This is a genomic window from Pseudoalteromonas sp. SG44-5 (assembly GCF_014164175.1).
GTDB classification, from domain to species: Bacteria; Pseudomonadota; Gammaproteobacteria; order Enterobacterales; family Alteromonadaceae; genus Pseudoalteromonas; species Pseudoalteromonas nigrifaciens.
Genome location: NZ_JACJES010000001.1, coordinates 397,075 through 416,102, shown reverse-complemented (window position 1 = coordinate 416,102; position 19,028 = coordinate 397,075). Strand labels below are relative to the sequence as shown.

General features: G+C 40.4%; 17 protein-coding genes. 5 read left to right on the top strand and 12 right to left on the bottom strand.

Features of this window, described 5'->3' with window-relative positions:
- Positions 1-15: 15 nt before the first annotated feature.
- The 7 genes from hflX to H5079_RS01935 form a co-directional block, all read right to left on the bottom strand.
- Entirely contained in the window at positions 16-1,368 is a 1,353-nt protein-coding gene (hflX, locus tag H5079_RS01965) for a GTPase HflX (RefSeq protein ID WP_011328074.1), read from the bottom strand.
- A gap of 208 nt (positions 1,369-1,576) precedes the next feature.
- Positions 1,577-2,929 (bottom strand): NADP-specific glutamate dehydrogenase, encoded by a 1,353-nt coding sequence (gdhA, locus tag H5079_RS01960; RefSeq protein WP_011328073.1) that lies wholly within the window; start codon positions 2,927-2,929, stop codon positions 1,577-1,579.
- A 433-nt stretch (positions 2,930-3,362) separates the two neighbouring features.
- A complete protein-coding gene (locus H5079_RS01955; RefSeq protein ID WP_011328072.1) occupies positions 3,363-3,836 on the bottom strand; it encodes a DUF1456 family protein in 474 nt (157 codons plus the stop codon).
- Positions 3,837-3,970: 134 nt separating this feature from the next.
- Positions 3,971-5,215 carry a lipoprotein-releasing ABC transporter permease subunit gene (locus H5079_RS01950; RefSeq protein ID WP_011328071.1) on the bottom strand — a complete coding sequence of 415 codons (1,245 nt, stop codon included), beginning with the start codon at positions 5,213-5,215 and terminating at the stop codon, positions 3,971-3,973.
- Complete coding sequence (gene lolD, locus H5079_RS01945; protein WP_011328070.1) at positions 5,205-5,903, bottom strand: lipoprotein-releasing ABC transporter ATP-binding protein LolD; 699 nt, start codon at positions 5,901-5,903, stop codon at positions 5,205-5,207. Before lolD ends, H5079_RS01950 begins: the two co-directional genes overlap by 11 nt.
- Complete coding sequence (locus tag H5079_RS01940) at positions 5,896-7,113, bottom strand: lipoprotein-releasing ABC transporter permease subunit (RefSeq protein WP_182683304.1); 1,218 nt, start codon at positions 7,111-7,113, stop codon at positions 5,896-5,898. The genes lolD and H5079_RS01940 overlap by 8 nt, the downstream gene beginning before the upstream one ends.
- A 138-nt stretch (positions 7,114-7,251) precedes the next feature.
- On the bottom strand, positions 7,252-8,124 hold the full coding sequence (locus H5079_RS01935; RefSeq protein WP_086996014.1) for a LysR family transcriptional regulator: 873 nt from the start codon (positions 8,122-8,124) through the stop codon (positions 7,252-7,254).
- 129 nt (positions 8,125-8,253) lie between these two features.
- Between H5079_RS01935 and H5079_RS01930 the strand changes: the two genes are divergently transcribed.
- Positions 8,254-9,375, top strand: a complete 1,122-nt coding sequence (locus H5079_RS01930; protein ID WP_011328067.1) for an S-(hydroxymethyl)glutathione dehydrogenase/class III alcohol dehydrogenase — start codon at positions 8,254-8,256, stop codon at positions 9,373-9,375.
- Positions 9,376-9,433: 58 nt separating this feature from the next.
- Complete coding sequence (gene fghA / locus H5079_RS01925; protein ID WP_011328066.1) at positions 9,434-10,276, top strand: S-formylglutathione hydrolase; 843 nt, start codon at positions 9,434-9,436, stop codon at positions 10,274-10,276.
- A gap of 226 nt (positions 10,277-10,502) precedes the next feature.
- Here fghA and H5079_RS01920 read toward each other — a convergent pair whose 3' ends face one another.
- Positions 10,503-10,778, bottom strand: coding sequence for a BCCT family transporter (locus H5079_RS01920; RefSeq protein ID WP_220488920.1), 276 nt, complete (start codon positions 10,776-10,778; stop codon positions 10,503-10,505).
- A gap of 265 nt (positions 10,779-11,043) precedes the next feature.
- Between H5079_RS01920 and H5079_RS01915 the strand changes: the two genes are divergently transcribed.
- Positions 11,044-11,460 (top strand): MgtC/SapB family protein, encoded by a 417-nt coding sequence (locus tag H5079_RS01915; RefSeq protein ID WP_011328064.1) that lies wholly within the window; start codon positions 11,044-11,046, stop codon positions 11,458-11,460.
- Positions 11,461-11,532: 72 nt separating this feature from the next.
- Here H5079_RS01915 and H5079_RS01910 read toward each other — a convergent pair whose 3' ends face one another.
- Positions 11,533-13,440: a beta-ketoacyl synthase gene (locus H5079_RS01910; RefSeq protein ID WP_011328063.1), complete on the bottom strand. Its 1,908-nt coding sequence runs from the start codon at positions 13,438-13,440 to the stop codon at positions 11,533-11,535.
- 127 nt (positions 13,441-13,567) lie between these two features.
- On the opposite strand from H5079_RS01910, the gene H5079_RS01905 reads away from it, so the two are divergent.
- The gene (locus tag H5079_RS01905) at positions 13,568-14,578 is read left to right on the top strand and encodes a GlxA family transcriptional regulator (RefSeq protein WP_011328062.1); all 1,011 of its coding nucleotides are present in this window, start codon (positions 13,568-13,570) and stop codon (positions 14,576-14,578) included.
- 69 nt (positions 14,579-14,647) lie between these two features.
- The gene (locus H5079_RS01900) at positions 14,648-15,883 is read left to right on the top strand and encodes an EAL domain-containing protein (protein WP_182683303.1); all 1,236 of its coding nucleotides are present in this window, start codon (positions 14,648-14,650) and stop codon (positions 15,881-15,883) included.
- A gap of 28 nt (positions 15,884-15,911) precedes the next feature.
- Here the strand turns inward: H5079_RS01900 and H5079_RS01895 are convergent, their stop codons facing one another.
- Genes H5079_RS01895 through H5079_RS01885 form a run of 3 tightly spaced genes read right to left on the bottom strand, consistent with a single transcriptional unit; the run spans position 15,912 to position 19,021 of the window.
- Complete coding sequence (locus H5079_RS01895; RefSeq protein WP_011328060.1) at positions 15,912-16,427, bottom strand: MgtC/SapB family protein; 516 nt, start codon at positions 16,425-16,427, stop codon at positions 15,912-15,914.
- A gap of 42 nt (positions 16,428-16,469) precedes the next feature.
- A complete protein-coding gene (locus H5079_RS01890; RefSeq protein WP_172459230.1) occupies positions 16,470-17,627 on the bottom strand; it encodes a GNAT family N-acetyltransferase/peptidase C39 family protein in 1,158 nt (385 codons plus the stop codon).
- The gene (locus tag H5079_RS01885; protein WP_182683302.1) at positions 17,627-19,021 is read right to left on the bottom strand and encodes a RimK family protein; all 1,395 of its coding nucleotides are present in this window, start codon (positions 19,019-19,021) and stop codon (positions 17,627-17,629) included. The genes H5079_RS01890 and H5079_RS01885 overlap by 1 nt, the downstream gene beginning before the upstream one ends.
- Positions 19,022-19,028: the final 7 nt, after the last annotated feature.

Sequence of the window (19,028 nt, the reverse complement as noted above, 5' to 3'; positions counted from 1 at the left end):
CTGAGTTCAGGTTAACTATAAATCAAGCATACGCTTTTTTAGCCTTTCTAAGTCAATCGCATTGGAGCGCACGGTGAGTTTAATATGGCTATATTCATATTCTTCTTTAATGACACTCATGGTCGAGCGAATTTCACCCACTATACCTTTGGCGGTGTAAGGAATAATAACCTCTTCTTCAATCATGTCGCTTTGTGCAGTATCAACAATGTACTTATGCAGTTTAGCTATATCAGCAGGGTTACGTGTTGATGTCATCATAGCATCAGGAAATTCAGCCATTAATGCTTGTTGTTGCGCATCGCTAAGTTGGTCTGATTTGTTCAGTACTAATAACTTTTTACTGCCTTGAACACCCACTTCTGCCAATACATTATGCACTACATCAAGTTGTGAGCGAAAAGACGCATCCGATGCATCAACTACATATAACAACAGCGACGCATCATGTGCTTCGGCTAAAGTTGAATGAAATGAAGCAACTAAATCATGCGGTAGTTTTTTAATAAAACCAACTGTATCGGATACCAATATGCGTGGTTGCGTTATTGGATACAAAGCACGAACTGTGGTGTCCAACGTGGCAAAAAGTTTGTTTTCGCCCTCTACATCACTGCCCGTAATTGCGCGCATCATCGACGATTTACCCGCATTGGTATAACCAATTAAAGCCACTGAAAATAGCTCTGAGCGCTGTTCTCGTCTGTCCATCATTACATCTTGAACATTTACCAGTTCACGCTTTAACTCAGCTAATTGGTCGCGTACTTTACGACGGTTAAGCTCAAGCGTTGTCTCCCCTGCGCCCTTACCCATTTGGCGTTCTTTATCGCCGGTAGACGTTTCACGCAGACGCGGCGCTACATAGTTAAGGCGAGCAATTTCAACCTGTAATTTTGCTGTTTTAGTACGCGCATGGCGGCTAAATATTTCAATAATTATGCCGGTGCGGTCAAATACTTCCACACCTAACTGGTTTTCCACATTACGTAGTTGAGAAGGCGTTAAATCGCAGTCAAACACGACAACATCGGCACAAGCAAAATCTAAACCGTCTGATGGAATTTCTGATGGCATGTCGGATAATGGATCGTCATCAAGAAAATTCTCACCCTCTTTCTCATCTGCAGCAGAACCTTTATTACCAGTAAGGTGCGCTATTTCAGCCAGTTTACCTGAACCCAGTACATTTACTTTTTGGGTAGAACTTTGCTTTTGTGATTGTGTACCAACTACTTTAAAGCCAAGAGTGGTAACTAGGCGTGCCAATTCTGCAAGCGACTCAATTGCTTCATCGCCTTTAAAGTGAGGTGTACTAATAGAGATAAGTAATGCGTTAGGAAGTGATGCTTTTGCAGTTAGTTGCATAATTTTTTATGTTAATGCACCGCGAAGTGCAAACCTATTTTCATTCGAAAGTAGCCTGATCCTACGCTGTTATAGCTTGGCTTTATAGCGTTATAACTAACTTAAGCGGTTATTTAAATAAAACACCCCATAAATAGCTAAATTTATGGGGTGTTTTTAAGTACAGGCTCTCACAGCAATGAGCTGCAATTGCTTTAAACTAAAAAAGTTAAACTACGCCTTGCTCTATCATTGCATCGGCAACACGGCGAAAACCAGCAATATTAGCGCCAAGTAACAGGTTAGTAGGTTGGCCAAATTCTGCCGCTGTTTCGTTAGCAATATTAAAAATGTTTTTCATTATGTGCTGTAATTTTGCATCCACTTCTTCAAAAGTCCAGCTTTGCATACTGGCATTTTGCGCCATTTCTAATTGGCTGGTTGCAACGCCGCCCGCATTAGCAGCTTTACCTGGGCCGTAAGCTATTTTGGCTTTAATAAAGCAGTCAATCGCGTCTTTGGTCGAAGGCATGTTTGCACCTTCACTCACCAAAATACAGCCATTGCTTAGTAGCGCTTTTGCATCGCCTTGAGTTAACTCATTTTGAGTGGCACACGGGAACGCAGCATCGGCTTTAAAACGCCACACTGCATGCCCATCTTCTGGGTAATCTGCGCGAGCAATATAAGTAGCTTCTGGGTAGCTTTCTTTATATTTGCTTAAACAGCCACGTTGCTGCTCTTTTAACTCTTTAATAAGCGTTAAATCTATACCCGCGTCATGAAATAGTGTACCGCGAGAGTCACTACAGGTAATTGGTTTTGCATTTAATTGATACAGCTTTTCCATCGCATAAATAGCAACATTACCCGAGCCCGAAATTAAACAACGTTTTCCTGCTAGGCTATCATCGCGGTTTTGTAGCATGTAGTTTGCAAAGTACACTGCGCCGTAGCCAGTTGCTTCTTTACGAACTAACGAGCCACCCCACATTAGGCTTTTACCGGTTAACACACCATCGTAACGCCCTGTTAAACGCTTGTACTGGCCAAACAAATAACCAATTTCGCGTGCGCCAACACCAATATCCCCTGCAGGTACGTCGGTAGTTGGGCCAATGTGGCGGTATAACTCGTTCATAAATGATTGGCAAAAACGCATTATTTCACCGTCTGAGCGCCCTTTTGGATCAAAGTTAGCACCGCCTTTACCACCACCAATAGGTAGGCCAGTTAATGAGTTTTTAAACACTTGCTCAAAACCCAAAAACTTAATAATACTGGCATTAACACTCGGGTGAAAACGCAAGCCCCCCTTATATGGGCCCAAGGTAGAGCTAAATTCAATGCGATAGCCTTTATTTACTTGAATATTACCTTCGTCGTCAACCCAAGGTACACGAAACATTAGTTGACGCTCTGGCTCTACCATTCTTTCTATAATGGCTTCTTTTTGATAATTTGTAGTTTTTGCAAAAAGAGGTTCTAAAGATTCTAGTACTTCTTCAACAGCTTGATAAAACTCACTTTGCGCGGGGCTAGTTTGCTTTAATTGAGCTATCGTACTATGTATATAATTCATAATTATTCTTCCGTGTAAGCTATTTTTAAAATTTGAGAATTCGGGTAAGTATGATTGAGTTTGTTTTTTGAATATAAATCTATTTTAAAATCATAATTTTCATACACCTTACCATTAGAAAGAGTGGTGTTGCACGTCATTCAAGTTGAATTATTTTACTGTTGTGTAAAAATAAAACAGCGACTAGCCGAATTTTTATTCACTTTAACGATATAAAAATACAGTGCGCGGTTGCTAAAACCAAACATACAGCTAACAAAGGAGGTAATTACTTGATATTTAAATGATCTCATTCAATTGCTAGTTTATTAAGCGGTATTGAACAATTTTAAAGTAGGCGTGTAACAAGTTGAAATATATTTAACTTAAAAACAACAAAACGCTAAAACAAGGGCTGTTTTAGCGTTTTGAAAGAGTAATGGCTTTACCTTGCTTACTCAGCAGTGCTTTGTGGACGAACCTGCTGTTGTACACCCGTTAAAAATAAACGAAGTACCTGGTTGTTACATACGCGGTAGTGCTTGTTATCTACTTTACGAGAAAACGCGCTTAGCTCATGCTTACTCAAATTAAAGTCAACGAGTGCCAGCGTCGCAATCACATCTTCCGCTTTCATATTTAAAGCAATACGCAGCTTCATAAAAATAATATTGTTATTTAACTTGCTCTCAGGAGCAGGTTGATCGCCTTCGCGCTTACCACGTTGCGTATTAATAAAACCATTTAAAAAAGTTGCAAACTCTGTATCACTTATTTCAGTGTAAGCCTCTTCGCCTTCTTTAGTTAACCAAGCAATTACTTGCTCTGTAGTAACCGTATGCTCAGCTGCAGCAAAAACATTTACCATAGCGGTGTCGGTTAAATTAAAAGTGTAGCGAATGCGGCGTAAAATATCGTTATTTGTCAAAGTAAATCCCAGAGTAGTAAATGCTAACCCAATGGTTAGTTATTGTTAGCTTGTAAATAAGCGCCCTAGTTTAACAGACTTGCCAATACTGCCCTATTAGTTTTTATTTAGCAGCGCACACGCTACCAATGCCGCTAATTACCCAGCACTTTTGCAGGGTCAACTCTTGTTGCTTGCCACGCCGGATAAATAGTAGCTAACGCCGCTAAAATAAAAGTAACAACAACTGTTACCACAATATCTTGCCACACTAACTTACTGGGTAAAAACTCTATAAAATAAACTCCTTGAAGTGGGTTTGCGCCAAAGAGTTGGCTGAGCCAAGTAAATAATTCGCTAATATTTATTGCCAGTACCACACCAATTAAGCTGCCTAATACCACACCTACAAAAGCTTGCGTTAAACCCTGCATTACAAAGGTAGCTAAAATGGTACTGTCTTTTGCGCCCATGGTTTTTAAAATAGCAATATTGCCTTGTTTTTCGCGTACTTCCATTACCAATGAGGACACAATATTAAAACTTGCCACAGCTATAATTAAAAACACCACAATATAAACTATGGTACGCACCATTTGTATATCTTGGTATAAGCTGCCTTGCGTTCTAAACCAACTAGAAATGTATACATAGTCGTCTATGGTTTGCCCTACCCGTAGCGCAATTTGATGCGCAGTAAATACGTCATCAACGCTTAGGCGAAGCCCGGTTACTTGGCTTTCATCGTAACCTAATGTTTGCTGCGCTTTATTAAGGTGGATAAATGCAGCTGTGCTGTCTATTGGCCCACCCATTTCAACAATACCTGCAAGTAACAGTGTTACTCGCTTAGGGGCTAATAATGACTGCCCTTGCTGAGCTATTTGAGGAATAAGTAAGGTAATACTATCGCCCACGCTGGCATCGAGCTGGTTAACTATTTGCTTGCCTAAAATAACTTCATCAATGCCAAGCTGGCTCACCAATTTGCCTTTGGTAAATTGATTAATAGCCGACACGCTCCCCTCCAATGAAGGCTCAACCCCGCGTATTTCTACTGCTTTTAATTGGCTTTTAAATTGCGCCATGCCGTTAACTGCAATAAATGGCGCGGCGCCGGTTACATGATCTTGCTGTTGAAGCTGCTCAACTTTTTGTGGCCAATTAGCAATTGGCCTATTAGGCGCTACATATTCAACCTGCGGCACTACGCTTAATAAGCGATGCACTAATTGCTGCTCAAAGCCATTAATTACCGACAGCGCAACTATTAAAACCGCAACGCCCAATAAAATACCCACAGTAGATGCTTTAGCTATAAAGCTTACAAAGCCATTTTTTTCATCTTTATGACCAGAATACGCTCTAAAGCGTTTACTTATAAACGCACTAAGCAACATGTTGCGACTCTTTAATAGTAAGTTTTCCATCATCTAAATAGGCTATTTTACCGAGTTTGTCGGCCAGCTCTAAGTCGTGTGTTACCACCACAAAGCTGGTATTTAAACTTTTATTAAGCTCATTTATTAAGTCGTATATTTTAATCGCGTTTTGTTTATCTAAATTACCGGTTGGCTCATCGGCAAGCACTAATGCCGGTTTAGTAACGAGCGCGCGCGCAATTGCCACTCGTTGGCGCTCACCACCAGACAGTGCCGACGGCTTATGAGAGCTACGATGTGCTAGGCCCACTTTTTCAAGCATTTCTAATGCAGCTACTTTCGCAGCTTTAGCACTTAGTCCTTTAATTAAAAGCGGCATAGCTACATTTTCTACCGCGCTAAATTCCATCAGTAAATGATGAAATTGATAAATAAAGCCTAAGTTTTTATTTCTAAATGCCGCTTGCTCTGTACGGGAGAGCTTAGCCACTTCTTGATTTTTAATTTTAGCACTGCCAGATGTTGCAGTATCGAGCGTACCGAGTATATGCAATAAGGTACTTTTACCCGAACCAGAGCTGCCCACAATAGCCAGCATTTCACCTTGTTGCAGGGCTAAATCAACCCCTTTTAATACTGCAACTTGGTTACTACCATCTTGATAAACTTTATTTAAATTTTCACAACTAATAACTAAATCATTCATAACGCAATACCTCGGCTGGTTTTACTTTTGCGGCTTTGCGCGCTGGGTAAACAGTGGCTAAAAAGCTCATAGCAATACTCGAACAAGCGATAACAATTAGGCTTGGCACATCAAATTTTACCGGCAACTCTATACCTGCCATCAAATTTAACCCTACTAATGCTAATAACTCATTAATATATAAACTAAGTAATACACCTAAAAATGCCCCTACTGCGGTGCCTATCACGCCATTATAAAGTCCTTGCACCATAAACACTTTTTGTACTTGCGATGGTGTTAAACCCAAGGTTTGTAAAATAGCGACTTCGCCTTGTTTTTCACTTACCATCATCGTTAGCGCAGAGACAATATTAAATACCGCAACCAGCACAATAAGCCCTAATAACATCGACATAATCCGTTTTTCCATTGCTACAGCAGCAAATAATGTGCCTTGGCTGCTGCGCCAATCTGTATAGGTATGATCTTTTAATATTAGTTTGCTGGCCTGTATAAATTCATCCAATGCAAAGGATTCATACAAAGAAATACTTAAATTAGGTGCAGTGTTTTGATCCAGCTTTAATACGCGTTGCAACGACGCACCACTGGTAAAAGCCAGCCCCATGTCAATTTCAGAGCCAGTTTCGTAAATGGCTGCTATTTTAAACAAGCGTTGGCTAGGCATTCGCCCAAGCGGTGTATAGGTAGAAGCATTTGGCATAATAACCCGCAGCTTATCTCCCAAACCAACACCTAATTTACGGCTCAGGTAGCGACTAATGGCAATGCTATAGTTTTTATTAAGTACTGTTTGCCAATTTCCTTGTACTATTTTATCGGTAATTTTATAGAGCGAGCCGTCATCGCCATATAAGCCTTGCAGCAACACACCGTGTAAATCTTTATTGGTTTGTAATATAGCTTCACCATGCTGATAAAGGCTTACAGTACTTACATAAGGAGATTGTTCAAGATCTGCTTTTAAACTACTCATTTGCGCTGCAGTACGCTTATTAGCTTGCACTTCAACATGCGGAATAAGCCCAAGCATATTGGTTTTTAAGCTGCTTTCAAAGCCATTCATTACTGAACTGACAGTAAATAATGCCATTAAGCCAATCGCAATACCGGCAATAGAAAAAAACGAGATAAATGAAATAAACGCATTCCCTTTTGAGGAGCGACTATATCTAAGCCCAATAAACAAACTAACCGGTTGAAACATATTGTTTTTAAACACTTATCCTAAAAATAGTAACTTATAATAACACGAATAATCCGTACTTGGGTATGCCACTAAATGTAATAAATATTTAAAAATCTGATACTTGGCTAGAATAAAAATTAAATGATTAACCCGCTATTAAGCTTTTAGTCCTGCGACTAAATAATCAAGTAGCACCCTTACATTAGTTGCCACAAACTGTCGAGGCGGATACACACCCCATACCCCTTCTTGCAGCGGCTGATAGGATGTTAAAATAGGCACTAACTGCCCTGTTTTTAACTCGTTTTCAATGTAGTAATTAGGGAGCTGAATAATCCCTAAACCTTTTTTAGCGCCATCTACCAACGCCCAGCCACTATTACATTGCAGTCGCCCAGCTATTTTAATATGCTTTTCGCGCCCTCCTTCGTTTACCCGCCAATAACGACTATTCCCCACTAAACATTGATGATTTATTAGCTCACCTAATGTGTGTGGCTCGCCAAATCGGGTTAAATAATCAGGGGCACAACACATAATAAAACGCCGTGCACTTAAGCGCCGTGCTTTTAAGCTCGAGTCTTTTAAATGCCCCAGTCTAATAGCCAGATCAAAACCACCTTCTAATAAGTTTTCTTGCTCATTACTGAGCGTAGCAACGACTTCTACATCGGGGTGGTCGTGCATAAAATTATGCACTATTGGCATAATAAAGCTCTCGCCATACATTACCGGGGCTGTTAGATTAATTTTACCTTTTGGCGTACTTTGCTGTTGCGCTAAACTTTGCGTGGCATCATCCATTGCATGTTGTAAATGCTTTATTTGGTGTAAAAACACCTCACCTTCTTTGGTCAAAACCACTTTACGCGTTGTGCGCGTTAGCAACTGTGTATTTAAGCGTTGTTCAAGCGCACTAACATGGCGGCTAATATGCGCAACCGACAGCCCAATTGCTTTGCCTGCAGCGGTAAAACTACCTTCTTCACCTACCGCAATAAATTCGTCTATTCCATCCCATCGTGCCATTGTTACAGTTCTGAAAAAGTGTTTTAATAAAATTGAGATTATCATTATTTGAGAAACAAATACAATAGCTACATCACCCAAGAAAATTGGGTCTACAATTATTATCTACCCACTACAAAGGATAAGCACATGTCAGAATTTATTAAATCAAAAGCAGCTATTGCTTGGGGTCCTAATCAACCACTTAGTGTTGAAGAAGTTGATGTGATGATGCCTAAAAAAGGCGAAGTAATGGTAAAAATTACCGCTACTGGTGTATGTCATACCGATGCATTTACATTATCGGGTGAAGATCCTGAAGGTATATTCCCTGCAATTTTAGGCCACGAAGGCGCTGGTGTTGTATATGCAATCGGAGAAGGCGTAACCAGCGTAGAAATTGGCGATCATGTTATTCCTTTATACACCGCAGAATGTGGTGAATGTAAAATGTGTACCTCGGGCAAAACTAACCTGTGTTCTGCTGTGCGCGAAACCCAAGGTAAAGGCTTAATGCCAGACGGTACAACACGTTTTTATAAAGACGGTCAGCCAATTTACCACTACATGGGTTGCTCAACTTTCTCTGAGTACACAGTACTGCCAGAAATCTCTTTAGCTAAAGTAAACAAAGAAGCGTCTTTAGAAGAAATATGCTTACTAGGCTGTGGCGTAACAACAGGTATGGGCGCAGTAACAAACACAGCTAAAGTAAAAGCGGGCGACACTGTAGCTATTTTCGGTTTAGGTGGCATAGGTTTATCAGCTATTATTGGCGCAAAAATGGCCGGTGCGAGTCGTATTATCGGTATCGATATAAACAACTCTAAATACGAGTTAGCAACCAAGCTTGGCGCAACCGATTTAATTAATCCAAAAGACTTCGACAAGCCAATTCAAGACGTAATTGTTGAAATGACCGATGGCGGCGTTGACTACTCGTTTGAATGTATTGGTAATGTTGATGTTATGCGCTCAGCACTTGAGTGTTGTCATAAAGGTTGGGGTGAGTCGGTAATTATTGGTGTAGCAGGCGCTGGCCAAGAAATTGCTACTCGTCCATTCCAATTAGTTACTGGGCGTGTATGGCGTGGTAGCGCATTTGGTGGTGTTAAAGGCCGCTCACAACTACCTGAAATTGTAGAACGTTACATGGCTGGCGAGTTTGCACTAAATGACTTTATTACCCACACAATGGGCCTTGAAGACATTAATGATGCATTTGATTTAATGCACGAAGGCAAAAGCATTCGTACCGTTATTCATTACTAAGCAATAAACCAATCGCTTGTATTCACGGTGTGGATATAAGCGGCTTTTGAGGATTATCATGTTAGAAAATATCTCAAGTGTAAAAGTATCCGGTGGCTGGCATAAACAATATACGCACAGCGCTGTAAGCACTCATTGTACTATGCGTTTTGCCGTTTTTTTGCCGCCCGGCGCTAGTGAAAGTAATAAAGTACCGGTACTTTATTGGCTTTCAGGTTTAACCTGCACCGACGAAAACTTTATGCAAAAAGCAGGCGCATTCAAAAAAGCAGCTGAGCTAGGTATTGCTATTGTGGCACCCGACACTAGCCCTCGTGGGGATAATGTTCCTAACGAAGACAGCTACGATTTTGCTCAAGGCGCTGGGTTTTATGTTAACGCGACACAAGCCCCTTACAACACTCACTTTAATATGTACGACTACGTAGTGAATGAATTACCCGCGCTTATAGAGCAGCACTTTCCTGTGACTAGCACAAAAGCAATTAGTGGTCATTCAATGGGCGGCCACGGTGCGTTGATGATCGCCCTTAAAAACCCACAGGATTATGTTAGTGCCTCGGCGTTTAGCCCTATAGTAAACCCTATTAATTGCCCATGGGGCGTTAAAGCGTTTACGGGTTATTTAGGAGCCGATAAAACAACATGGGCACAATACGACAGCTGCAAATTAATGGCTAAAGCTGAGCAAAGTAACTACTTGCCAATGTTAGTGAGCCAAGGCGATGCCGATAACTTTTTAGACGAGCAATTAAAACCACAAAATTTAGTGGCTGTTGCAAAACAAAAAGACTACCCACTGACCTTAGAAATGCAAACCGGGTACGATCATAGTTACTTTTTTATCAGTAGCTTTATTGATCAGCACTTGGTATTTCATCATCAGTATTTGTCTGCATAACAATATTATTGTTTGTAGTAATAATGTGTAGAGAACCCTCTACACATTATTTTAAACTATTAAAAAAACGTCCTTACTTGCATCAGTATTCACTCGCCTTTTATTACCCTGCTTGCTGTGGCTCTACCCATAAGCTTATTTAGAGCATGCTGACCTTGTAAAATAAAATCAAATTTTAAATTTTAAATTTTAAATTGTAAATTGTAACGGTGTTAAACAAAGCACATTACTCATGCACTTCCTTTTTTATAAACTCCTTAACAAAACCAATTAATTGCAGTAAATATATAATCAAAAAGGGTAATGCACCTACAATCGCAACGCTGTGATTTAAAGGCTCGTTATTTTGAACTAATAATACGCAAGCATACAATCCCAACGCAAACGACCAGGCGTATAAACTCCAAGTATATGTTTTATTTGCGCCGCTTAATTGGCGTATAACCAAAACGGCAGAATCATCAGAGGTTGCTAACGCGCAGTAATAACGCGTTTTTTTCAAGTTTAGTGGCTGTATTTATTGTTTTTTTTAAAAGGCAAGTGATGTACATAATTACCTTTAATATAAGTAAAAGAATATGGATATTCAAAAGCGATATCAAACTAACTACTTAGTAAAATAGTAAAATAGTAAAATAGTAGTGTAACTATTACCAAGCCAGGCAGAATAAAAATAAAGGCAAACCTAAATTACTGAATTTAAAATATTAAATAAATGGCTTACAGATTGCTAGCTAGTTATTAAGATTAACTAAAAAGGCAAGATCATGGAAATTGATTTACAGTGGCACGAAATCGTTGATAATCTGATTCACTTAGGCATAGCTTATTTACTCGCTTTGCCAATGGCCTACGACAGAGAGCGCAGCCAAGATGGTGCGGGGCTGCGTACCTTTCCGTTAGTAGCGGTGGCATCATGTGGTTATGCGTTAATTGCGTTGTCTGTACTTGACTCCTCTGAAGCACAATCAAAAATGTTACAGGGGATCATTACCGGTATCGGCTTTATTGGCGGTGGCGCAATTTTAAAAAATAACCAGTCTACCTCAGGTACTGCCACCGCGGCGAGCATTTGGAATATGGGTTTAATTGGTATTGCTGTGGCCTACAGTCGCTACGAAATAGCTATTTTACTGGCCATTATTAACTTTATAACATTACGCTATATTAAAAAGTTTAAGTAACCTCTTAATTTTATATCTTAGTGAAAACAAAAAAGGCGCTATAAAAGCGCCTTACCAAACAAGAATGTGTGCTTAAAACATGTCTTGATAGGGATTTTTTGTATTAAAAGCAATCGCTTTTTCAAAGCCAGGAAGGTGTATGCTTTGCTCATCTATAACAATGTCGTTGTCGTCAATTAAGCCATCACCAAAACGATAAATTAGTTGGTATTGGCCTAAGTCTGCTTGTGATTGATAGCTTTGTTGCGCTGCTTTTACAGCCACATTTTTATTAGCATAATCATTCATAACGCTTTTTCCATGGCGCTTGGCAAGCATTTGCAGTGTTATTTTTGCAGACAATACTGTAGCGGTAGCATTGTTACCACCAAAGCCTTTTGAGTTAATAAATGCAATATCCATATCACCGCAATCATAGTGGCTGTTTCTAATATCTAGATGATCAGCGTAAACATCGTCGGCTATTTTATCTATAGTCGTAATACCAGGCATAATATTGTGGCTAAATACACCTAATGCTATAGCTAACTGATCGCCACTTGCAGGAGCAATAGTATGGCCAACATATGCTTTTGGCGCAGTTACTTTCCAGTTATCAATAGCAAAGGTTTGTGCCACTTTATGATAGATTAATGACTCGGTTACGCGGTTTAACGGCGTACTTGAACCATGGGCTAATATAAAGCTGCGCTGTTGCAGGGCTTCTTTACCTAATAAGCTACTTGCCAGTGCCGCCGATTTTGCCATAGTAATGTAGTTACCCGGCCCTGGTGAGGTAATCGACTTTTTAATCCCGTCGGCATTTACAAATACATCTGGCACACACCCCATAATGTCAGCGCCTAACTCGAGTGCTAGAGCATCATCCATTAAAATAGCCACTTGCGCGCCTTCACCTAGCGTAAAGCCACAGTTTTCGCCAAACGGACGGCTACTTTTACGATAGTCGGGCTCATCTGTATTACTTAAGTTATCTAAACGGCGCAAACCTTCAACGTTTGCCAGTGCGCTCATGTTACCAAAGCCTTCTATAACCTCTGGCGTAATAGCACATTCAACACTGGCTACCACAGCAACGCGAGTACGCCCTGCTTGTATATCGTTAACCGCTGCACGTAAGTTATATAAAAACGTAGCACATGCGCCCGAAGTTGAAAACGTAGTACCTACGTTGCCCGTTACATACGCATTAATAAAGTCGGTCGACATAGTATTTAAACCCAGCGCTAATTGCTTAGTGCTTACGCGGTCGCCTTGCTGGCGAGCTTTAACTAAGCCACCTAAACCTGTGTCATCCATTTGGCCAATAACAGACGCCGAATAAGTACCAATTTTGTCTGGCTCTACGCTATTCATTATATGTTGCCAATCAAGCCCGGTTGATTTTATTGCATCGGTAGCAGCAAAAATAGTTGCTTGCAAACCACGTGGCTGATAGCGGCTGTTATACATTACAGACGGATCAAACCCAGTAGGAAACTGCCCTGCCGATTTAATCGGGTTGTCGCGAGTTGAAGCGTGTTTAACATCTATATCTGCGGCAATAGTAACTTTAACTTTTTTACCTTCGAGCTGCTCTACCTGCCAACTTGCAGGTACCGGTTGTGGTAAATCGCGAGCACGGGTTTCAAACACAATCGCATTCTCATCCGAGTTGCTTAGCGTCATTTTTTGCTGCCATGGGGTAGCGTCTGGATCAAAATGTTCGTTTTCGATTTTACGAATAAGCGTACCGGCAATTATTTGTTCACCAAAACGTGCTTCTATGTCGCTTTGCTCAACATTGTTACCTTGAGTGTCTTGTAGTTGATTATCAACAACACTAACTAAATTCATCAAGGTGGCGAGGCCTAAAAACGTTTCTTGACGATCTTGTGCACTTAAACTGTCTAACACAATACGGCGGTAACCTTGGTGAAAAGAAGTACGGCCAGCGGCATTAATGCCTCCCATGCCTACAATTACGGGTAATGCGGTCATAATTTACCTTTAAAAAACGTGTTATAAGAATATGACACTAGTTTAAATGGATTGCGCACCACACTTTGTGCTTTAATAGCCAAATATTAAGCATAAAAGGCCAACCCTAACTGGTCGGAGCATCTATATGACTGATAAACAGAGTAACCCCCCATTAAATATAGCTATTGCTGTTTACCAACACTTATTAATAACGAGTTTAACCCTCCCTATAGAAATGTTGAGAGCGGGCGAAGCCTTTGCAAAAGGCCATATTAATAAACAAAACTTTAGGCCACTCGCTATTCATTTAGTTGCTAAAAACCTTGAACCAATAAGTAATCGTACCGGCTTGGCAATCCTTCCCGATTGCGCCACCAGCAATACCCCCAATTGCGATTTAGTAATAGTGCCCGGTATTTGGCGAAACCCGCGCCCAGTTGTACGCACTAATCAAAATATAGTTACTTGGCTGGGGCAAAGTTTTACAAATGGCAGCCATATTATAGGTGTAGGCACTGGCAACTGTTTACTAGCAGAGGCCGGGTTACTAGACGGGCACCCAGCAACCACCCATTGGCATTACGCTAAACAATTTAGTCACGACTACCCCAAGGTACTGTTAAAGCCTGACTTTTTTATTACTCAATCCGAGCGACTCTATACCGTAGCCAGCCTAAACGCCCTAGCCGATGTAATAGTGCATATTATTAGCCAATATTATGGCAAAGCTGCAGCGCAACATGTTGAGCGCAATTTTTCCCACGAAATACGCAAACCCTACGAAGATCAGCGCTATCTTGAAGGTGCTGTTGATCGCCATCCCGATGAGTTAATTGCCCAAATTCAATTTTGGTTAAAAACCAACTTAGCAACAGAGCTTAATTTACAGGATGTAGCCGCACAGTTTAATTTAAGCTATCGCTCTTTTACGCGGCGCTTTAAAGCAGCTACCAACCAAAGCCCTATTGAGTATTGGCAACAGTTACGAGTAGAAGGTGCTAAAGAGTTGCTCGCTTCGTCAAATTTATCAATTCAGGAAGTTGCGTTAGAAGTAGGCTATAACGATCAAGGTCATTTAACGCGAATATTTAGAAAAATACTGAACCAAACACCCAGTGAGTATCGTAAAGTAGTGAGAAAAAAATTGTTTGGCTAATACTTTAAAAACAAGCCAAGCTACTGTATTAATATGAACCATTAACTAAAACACAAGGAAGTTGGAAATATGCATGTAAATTTTAGTGAAAATTTACTATTAGATATTGAAGCAGAGACTGATCTCAATACTAGACTAACTCGCTTGCTAGCACTTATTCGTAAACACCTTGATATGGACGTTGCTTTTATTTCTGAGTTTAAGGACTCTAAACGTATATTTAAATTAGTAGATACCAAACGCCCTAACGAGATTGTAAAAGTAGGTAATTTTGATCCCATAAACGAAACCTACTGTAATAAATTAGCCAATAATGAACTAGATAATATAATACCTGACACCAGTAAAAATAGTATAACACGCGATATGCCGGTTACTAAAAAGCTTAATATTGGCGCTTATATTGGGGTGCCAATTACCTTATCTAACGGCGATATTTATGGCACATTTTGCTGCTATAACGAGCAAAAAGACGACACATTAAACAAGCGTGATCTGGCGTTTTTAAATTTAATTTCAGATCTGGCTTCACAGCTTATTGATACACAAATACAAAACAATGAAGCAAAACAACTTATTAAATCTAACGTACTTAATATTATAAACACAAACAATATTGAAATTTACTACCAGCCTATATATAGCTTAAACACAAATAAAGTTTCGGGTTACGAATCCTTGTCTCGCTTTTTTGTTGAGCCCTATAGAACACCTAACATTTGGTTTGATGAAGCAGCACAGTTTGGTTTAGGTGAAGCCCTAGAAATGTTGGCAATAAACAATGTTTTAGGCAATATGAGTCATTTTAATAAAGAGGTGTATGTGTCAATTAACACCTCTCCAGAGCATATACTAAGTGGTGCCGTTGCCAATGCATTAGCTGCTATTTCTGATTGCAGCAATATAGTATTGGAGGTAACCGAACACTCTCCTATTGCCAACTACAATGAAATGTTAACGGCACTCGCGCCACTGCGTAAAAAAGGCATACGCCTAGCTATAGACGATGTTGGTGCAGGGTATTCTTCTTTTCAGCATATTTTGGAGCTACAAGCAGATATTATTAAACTTGATATTAGCCTTACCCGAAACATAAATAGCGATCGTCGTAAATATTTATTAGCTAAAGCGTTATGCGGATTTGCTAAAGACATTGGCTGTAATATTATTGCCGAAGGCATAGAAACACTAGAAGAAATAAACACCCTCCGCAAACTAAATGTCGATAAGGTTCAGGGCTATTATTTAGGCCGCCCACAAGCACTTTGCGATGCTTTAGTGCATCAAAAATTAGTATTAAGTTAGTTATAAACTTAATTATAAAAACGCCACTTTATAAGTGGCGCTCTGTTTCATTTTCACTTTTGCGATAATAGCGTTTTGAATAAATTTTAACTTTAGTGTGCACACCTTTACTTAAGCTTTTAAACTTAGCTTCAAGCACATCGACACCGTATAAAATACCGACCACCAGCACAGAAAGCTTAATAGCTGCGCCCAAGTTCTCGGTGGCTATCATTACGCCAATAGATGCCAGCACCCAAATAGTTGCTGCCGATGTTACTCCTACCACAGCGCCGTCTTTAGCTAGCATTACGCCTGCGCCCAAAAAGCCAATACCAGTAATTATTTGCCCCACTACGCGAGAGTGGTCAATTACATCGCCTTGTAAATTAAACGCAGTCGATAAAAATAAATAGGTACCTAAAGTAATTAACGCAGAAGTACGAATACCCACAGGTTTGCCACGTAATTGGCGCTCAATACCAATAATAGCGCCACAAAATGCCGCCGTACCAATTGCAGCCCATGAGTACGGAGCTACATCAAATAAATCAGGTAAAAACACGTAATTTCCTCGTTATTCATATATGAATAGTTTAATTTTATTTTAACAATCTTTTGATTTAGCAATAGCCACAGCTGTTCTTAAGCGTTGGCTACCAAACGCCGACATTTTACTAAAGTCGCTGCGGGCAATAGGCACATATTGGCAATCTATAGCCAATTGACTATCACTTCCTGGCTCACAAAACGGATCATGAACATACACACAGTGCTCATCTAAATGCGTAACACACACCCAATGCGGCGATTTTTTACCATCAAACCGATAAGTGCTTATTAATAGCAGCACGCTAAAATTTTGCTTCAGCCAACGCTCAATGTCTTCAAGCTCAACATCTTTATTACTAAGCGGTATTTTGGCAGCGGTTATGCCATCTACAAACTGCTGATGTACCGTTGCTAATACTACTTTTTTATTTTCACTGCGCACGCCATCTAAAAACAACGGCTCTAGGGTATTAACAATTACCTCGCTGTTAAAACCACGTTTATGTGCCGCCAGTGCTAAACCAAACGGATGGCAGCCGCCATGCCCAGAGGTCATAAAAATAGTAGTGCCTTCTCGCCATAACGACAACTCATGCGATTGAGTCAGTTCAGTGCTAGCATCTAAGCTCCCCATAGCCATTAACAACGCCGCAGGACCACAGGTAAACTCAGTAGTTTGCTGATACCACGGAGTTAACCGTGCTAACTTAAGCTCACTGGTTTTACGAATGTTTTTTTGCATGCGTAGCGCATCGCTGTGATCGTCGTAATAATCGCTATATTGACCAAACACCCGATAACCTAAGCTTTTATACAAACCAATTGCGCTGTCGTTATTTACAGCCACTTCTAAACGCAGATAAATTCGCCCACGCTCTGCGGTGGCTTTTTCAAGTGCAATAAGTAGCATTTTTGCAATGCCTTTGCCTTGCATGGTAGGTAATACAGCAAGCGAATAAAGACGCGCTAGACGAGTGCCTTTATGGCACCAAATTAGCCCATAACCGCATAACGCATTATTTTGCTCGGCAACTAATAAAATACCGTGCTTAGCACTTAGCCAGCGCTTTAAACTGCGCGGGCTAAGCTTGTCGTTACTAAAGCAAGCATTTTCAAGTGCTGTAAGCGCGGTTAAATCACTGATAAGCGCTTGGCGAATAACCACTTGCTCAGTCTGTTCATTAACCACACTCTCAACCATGGCTTTTGCCATTAACCACGCCCCCTCGCTTCAAGGCGTTGTTTAAACTCATCCATAATGATCATATAAAGCTCATCGCCTAAATAGCCGTCTTCTACTTTATGATCAATACTTGGGTTATCGTTTACTTCAAGTACATAAGCACGCCCTTGATGTTCTTTTACATCAACGCCATATAAACCCTTACCCACTGTTTTACACGCTTTTAATGCTGCATCTAATACCGCTTTTGGTAATTCAAAAGTAGGCAATGTTTCAAAGCCACCCGAAAAAAACCGCTTTGCATCGTGGTTATAAATTTGCCAATGGTTACGCGCCATTAAGTAACGACACGCGTAAATTGCACGGCCATTTAGTACCCCTACTCGCCAATCGTATTCGGTGTACATGTATTCTTGTGCAAGCACTAAAGCACTAAATTCAAATAGCTCAGTTAACTTAGCTTCCAGCTCAGCACGGTTCGTTACTTTATATACCCCTTTTGAAAACGAGCCTTCTGGCATTTTCAATACTAACGGGTAGGTAAACGCCGCTTCTAACTGCTCAAGAGTCTCGCTTGACTGATCAGCCACAACCACTGTTTTTAAACTAGGTACTTTTTGATAGTTAAACGCATCGTGTAAATACACTTTATTACAACAACGTAAAATAGACTCCGCATCGTCAATAACCACTAAACCTAAGCTTTGTGCCTTGCTAGCAAGGCGATATGTTGGGTGGTCAATTGCTGTAGTTTGACGAATAAATAACGCATCAAACTGGGCTATATTGTCTATTTCGTCAAAGCTTAATGCTTGGGCATTAATACCATGTTTAGCCGCTGCTTTAATAAACTTTGCTATTGCGTCTTTATCGCTTGGTGGCACCTTTTCATCGTGATCAACAAGTATTGCCATGTCCCAGCGAAAACGACGTCGCTCCGCAGTAATACGCCATTGCGTTTGGGTAAAGTTATTCAACTTAGCTACAAAATCGCTGTACTGTTGCTCATCTAATGACGATAACGACCCTTGTTGTAATAAGCCTTGGTTATCAACAAATAAAATAGGCGCCGGGTATTGTTTAAATACCGATTTAGCCGCTTTTGTTTGCTCATCGTTAGTGGCATTACCAAAGTATAGAGCGCCATCTATTTGGCCAACATTGTGCATAGGTGCTTGGCCGCTACGTAACGCATTTATTGTTTTTACACTTGGTAATACTTGGTGCTTACGCGCTTCAGCGAGTAGCGAGCAATAGTAACCTTTGCTCAAGTATTGGCTTGAATCACATAAGTTAATAATGCGAGTTTTAGGTTCATCACGTTTTGGATAGTCACGTAGGTAAGTATTAAACGTAATAACATTTTCGAATGATTGAGCAAGAGTTTGCTCGTTGTTATCAACCACAATTAAGGTTTTAAACACGACTTTT

Coding starts and splice junctions, on each gene's coding strand:
- H5079_RS01890 (WP_172459230.1), bottom strand. CDS start 17,627: ATGGCAAAAGCCATGGTTGAGAGTGTGGTTAATGAACAGACTGAGCAA.
- H5079_RS01940 (WP_182683304.1), bottom strand. CDS start 7,113: ATGTTTCAACCGGTTAGTTTGTTTATTGGGCTTAGATATAGTCGCTCC.
- H5079_RS01930 (WP_011328067.1), top strand. CDS start 8,254: ATGTCAGAATTTATTAAATCAAAAGCAGCTATTGCTTGGGGTCCTAAT.
- hflX (WP_011328074.1), bottom strand. CDS start 1,368: ATGCAACTAACTGCAAAAGCATCACTTCCTAACGCATTACTTATCTCT.
- lolD (WP_011328070.1), bottom strand. CDS start 5,903: ATGAATGATTTAGTTATTAGTTGTGAAAATTTAAATAAAGTTTATCAA.
- H5079_RS01915 (WP_011328064.1), top strand. CDS start 11,044: ATGGAAATTGATTTACAGTGGCACGAAATCGTTGATAATCTGATTCAC.
- H5079_RS01905 (WP_011328062.1), top strand. CDS start 13,568: ATGACTGATAAACAGAGTAACCCCCCATTAAATATAGCTATTGCTGTT.
- fghA (WP_011328066.1), top strand. CDS start 9,434: ATGTTAGAAAATATCTCAAGTGTAAAAGTATCCGGTGGCTGGCATAAA.
- H5079_RS01950 (WP_011328071.1), bottom strand. CDS start 5,215: ATGTTGCTTAGTGCGTTTATAAGTAAACGCTTTAGAGCGTATTCTGGT.
- gdhA (WP_011328073.1), bottom strand. CDS start 2,929: ATGAATTATATACATAGTACGATAGCTCAATTAAAGCAAACTAGCCCC.
- H5079_RS01935 (WP_086996014.1), bottom strand. CDS start 8,124: ATGGCACGATGGGATGGAATAGACGAATTTATTGCGGTAGGTGAAGAA.
- H5079_RS01900 (WP_182683303.1), top strand. CDS start 14,648: ATGCATGTAAATTTTAGTGAAAATTTACTATTAGATATTGAAGCAGAG.
- H5079_RS01910 (WP_011328063.1), bottom strand. CDS start 13,440: ATGACCGCATTACCCGTAATTGTAGGCATGGGAGGCATTAATGCCGCT.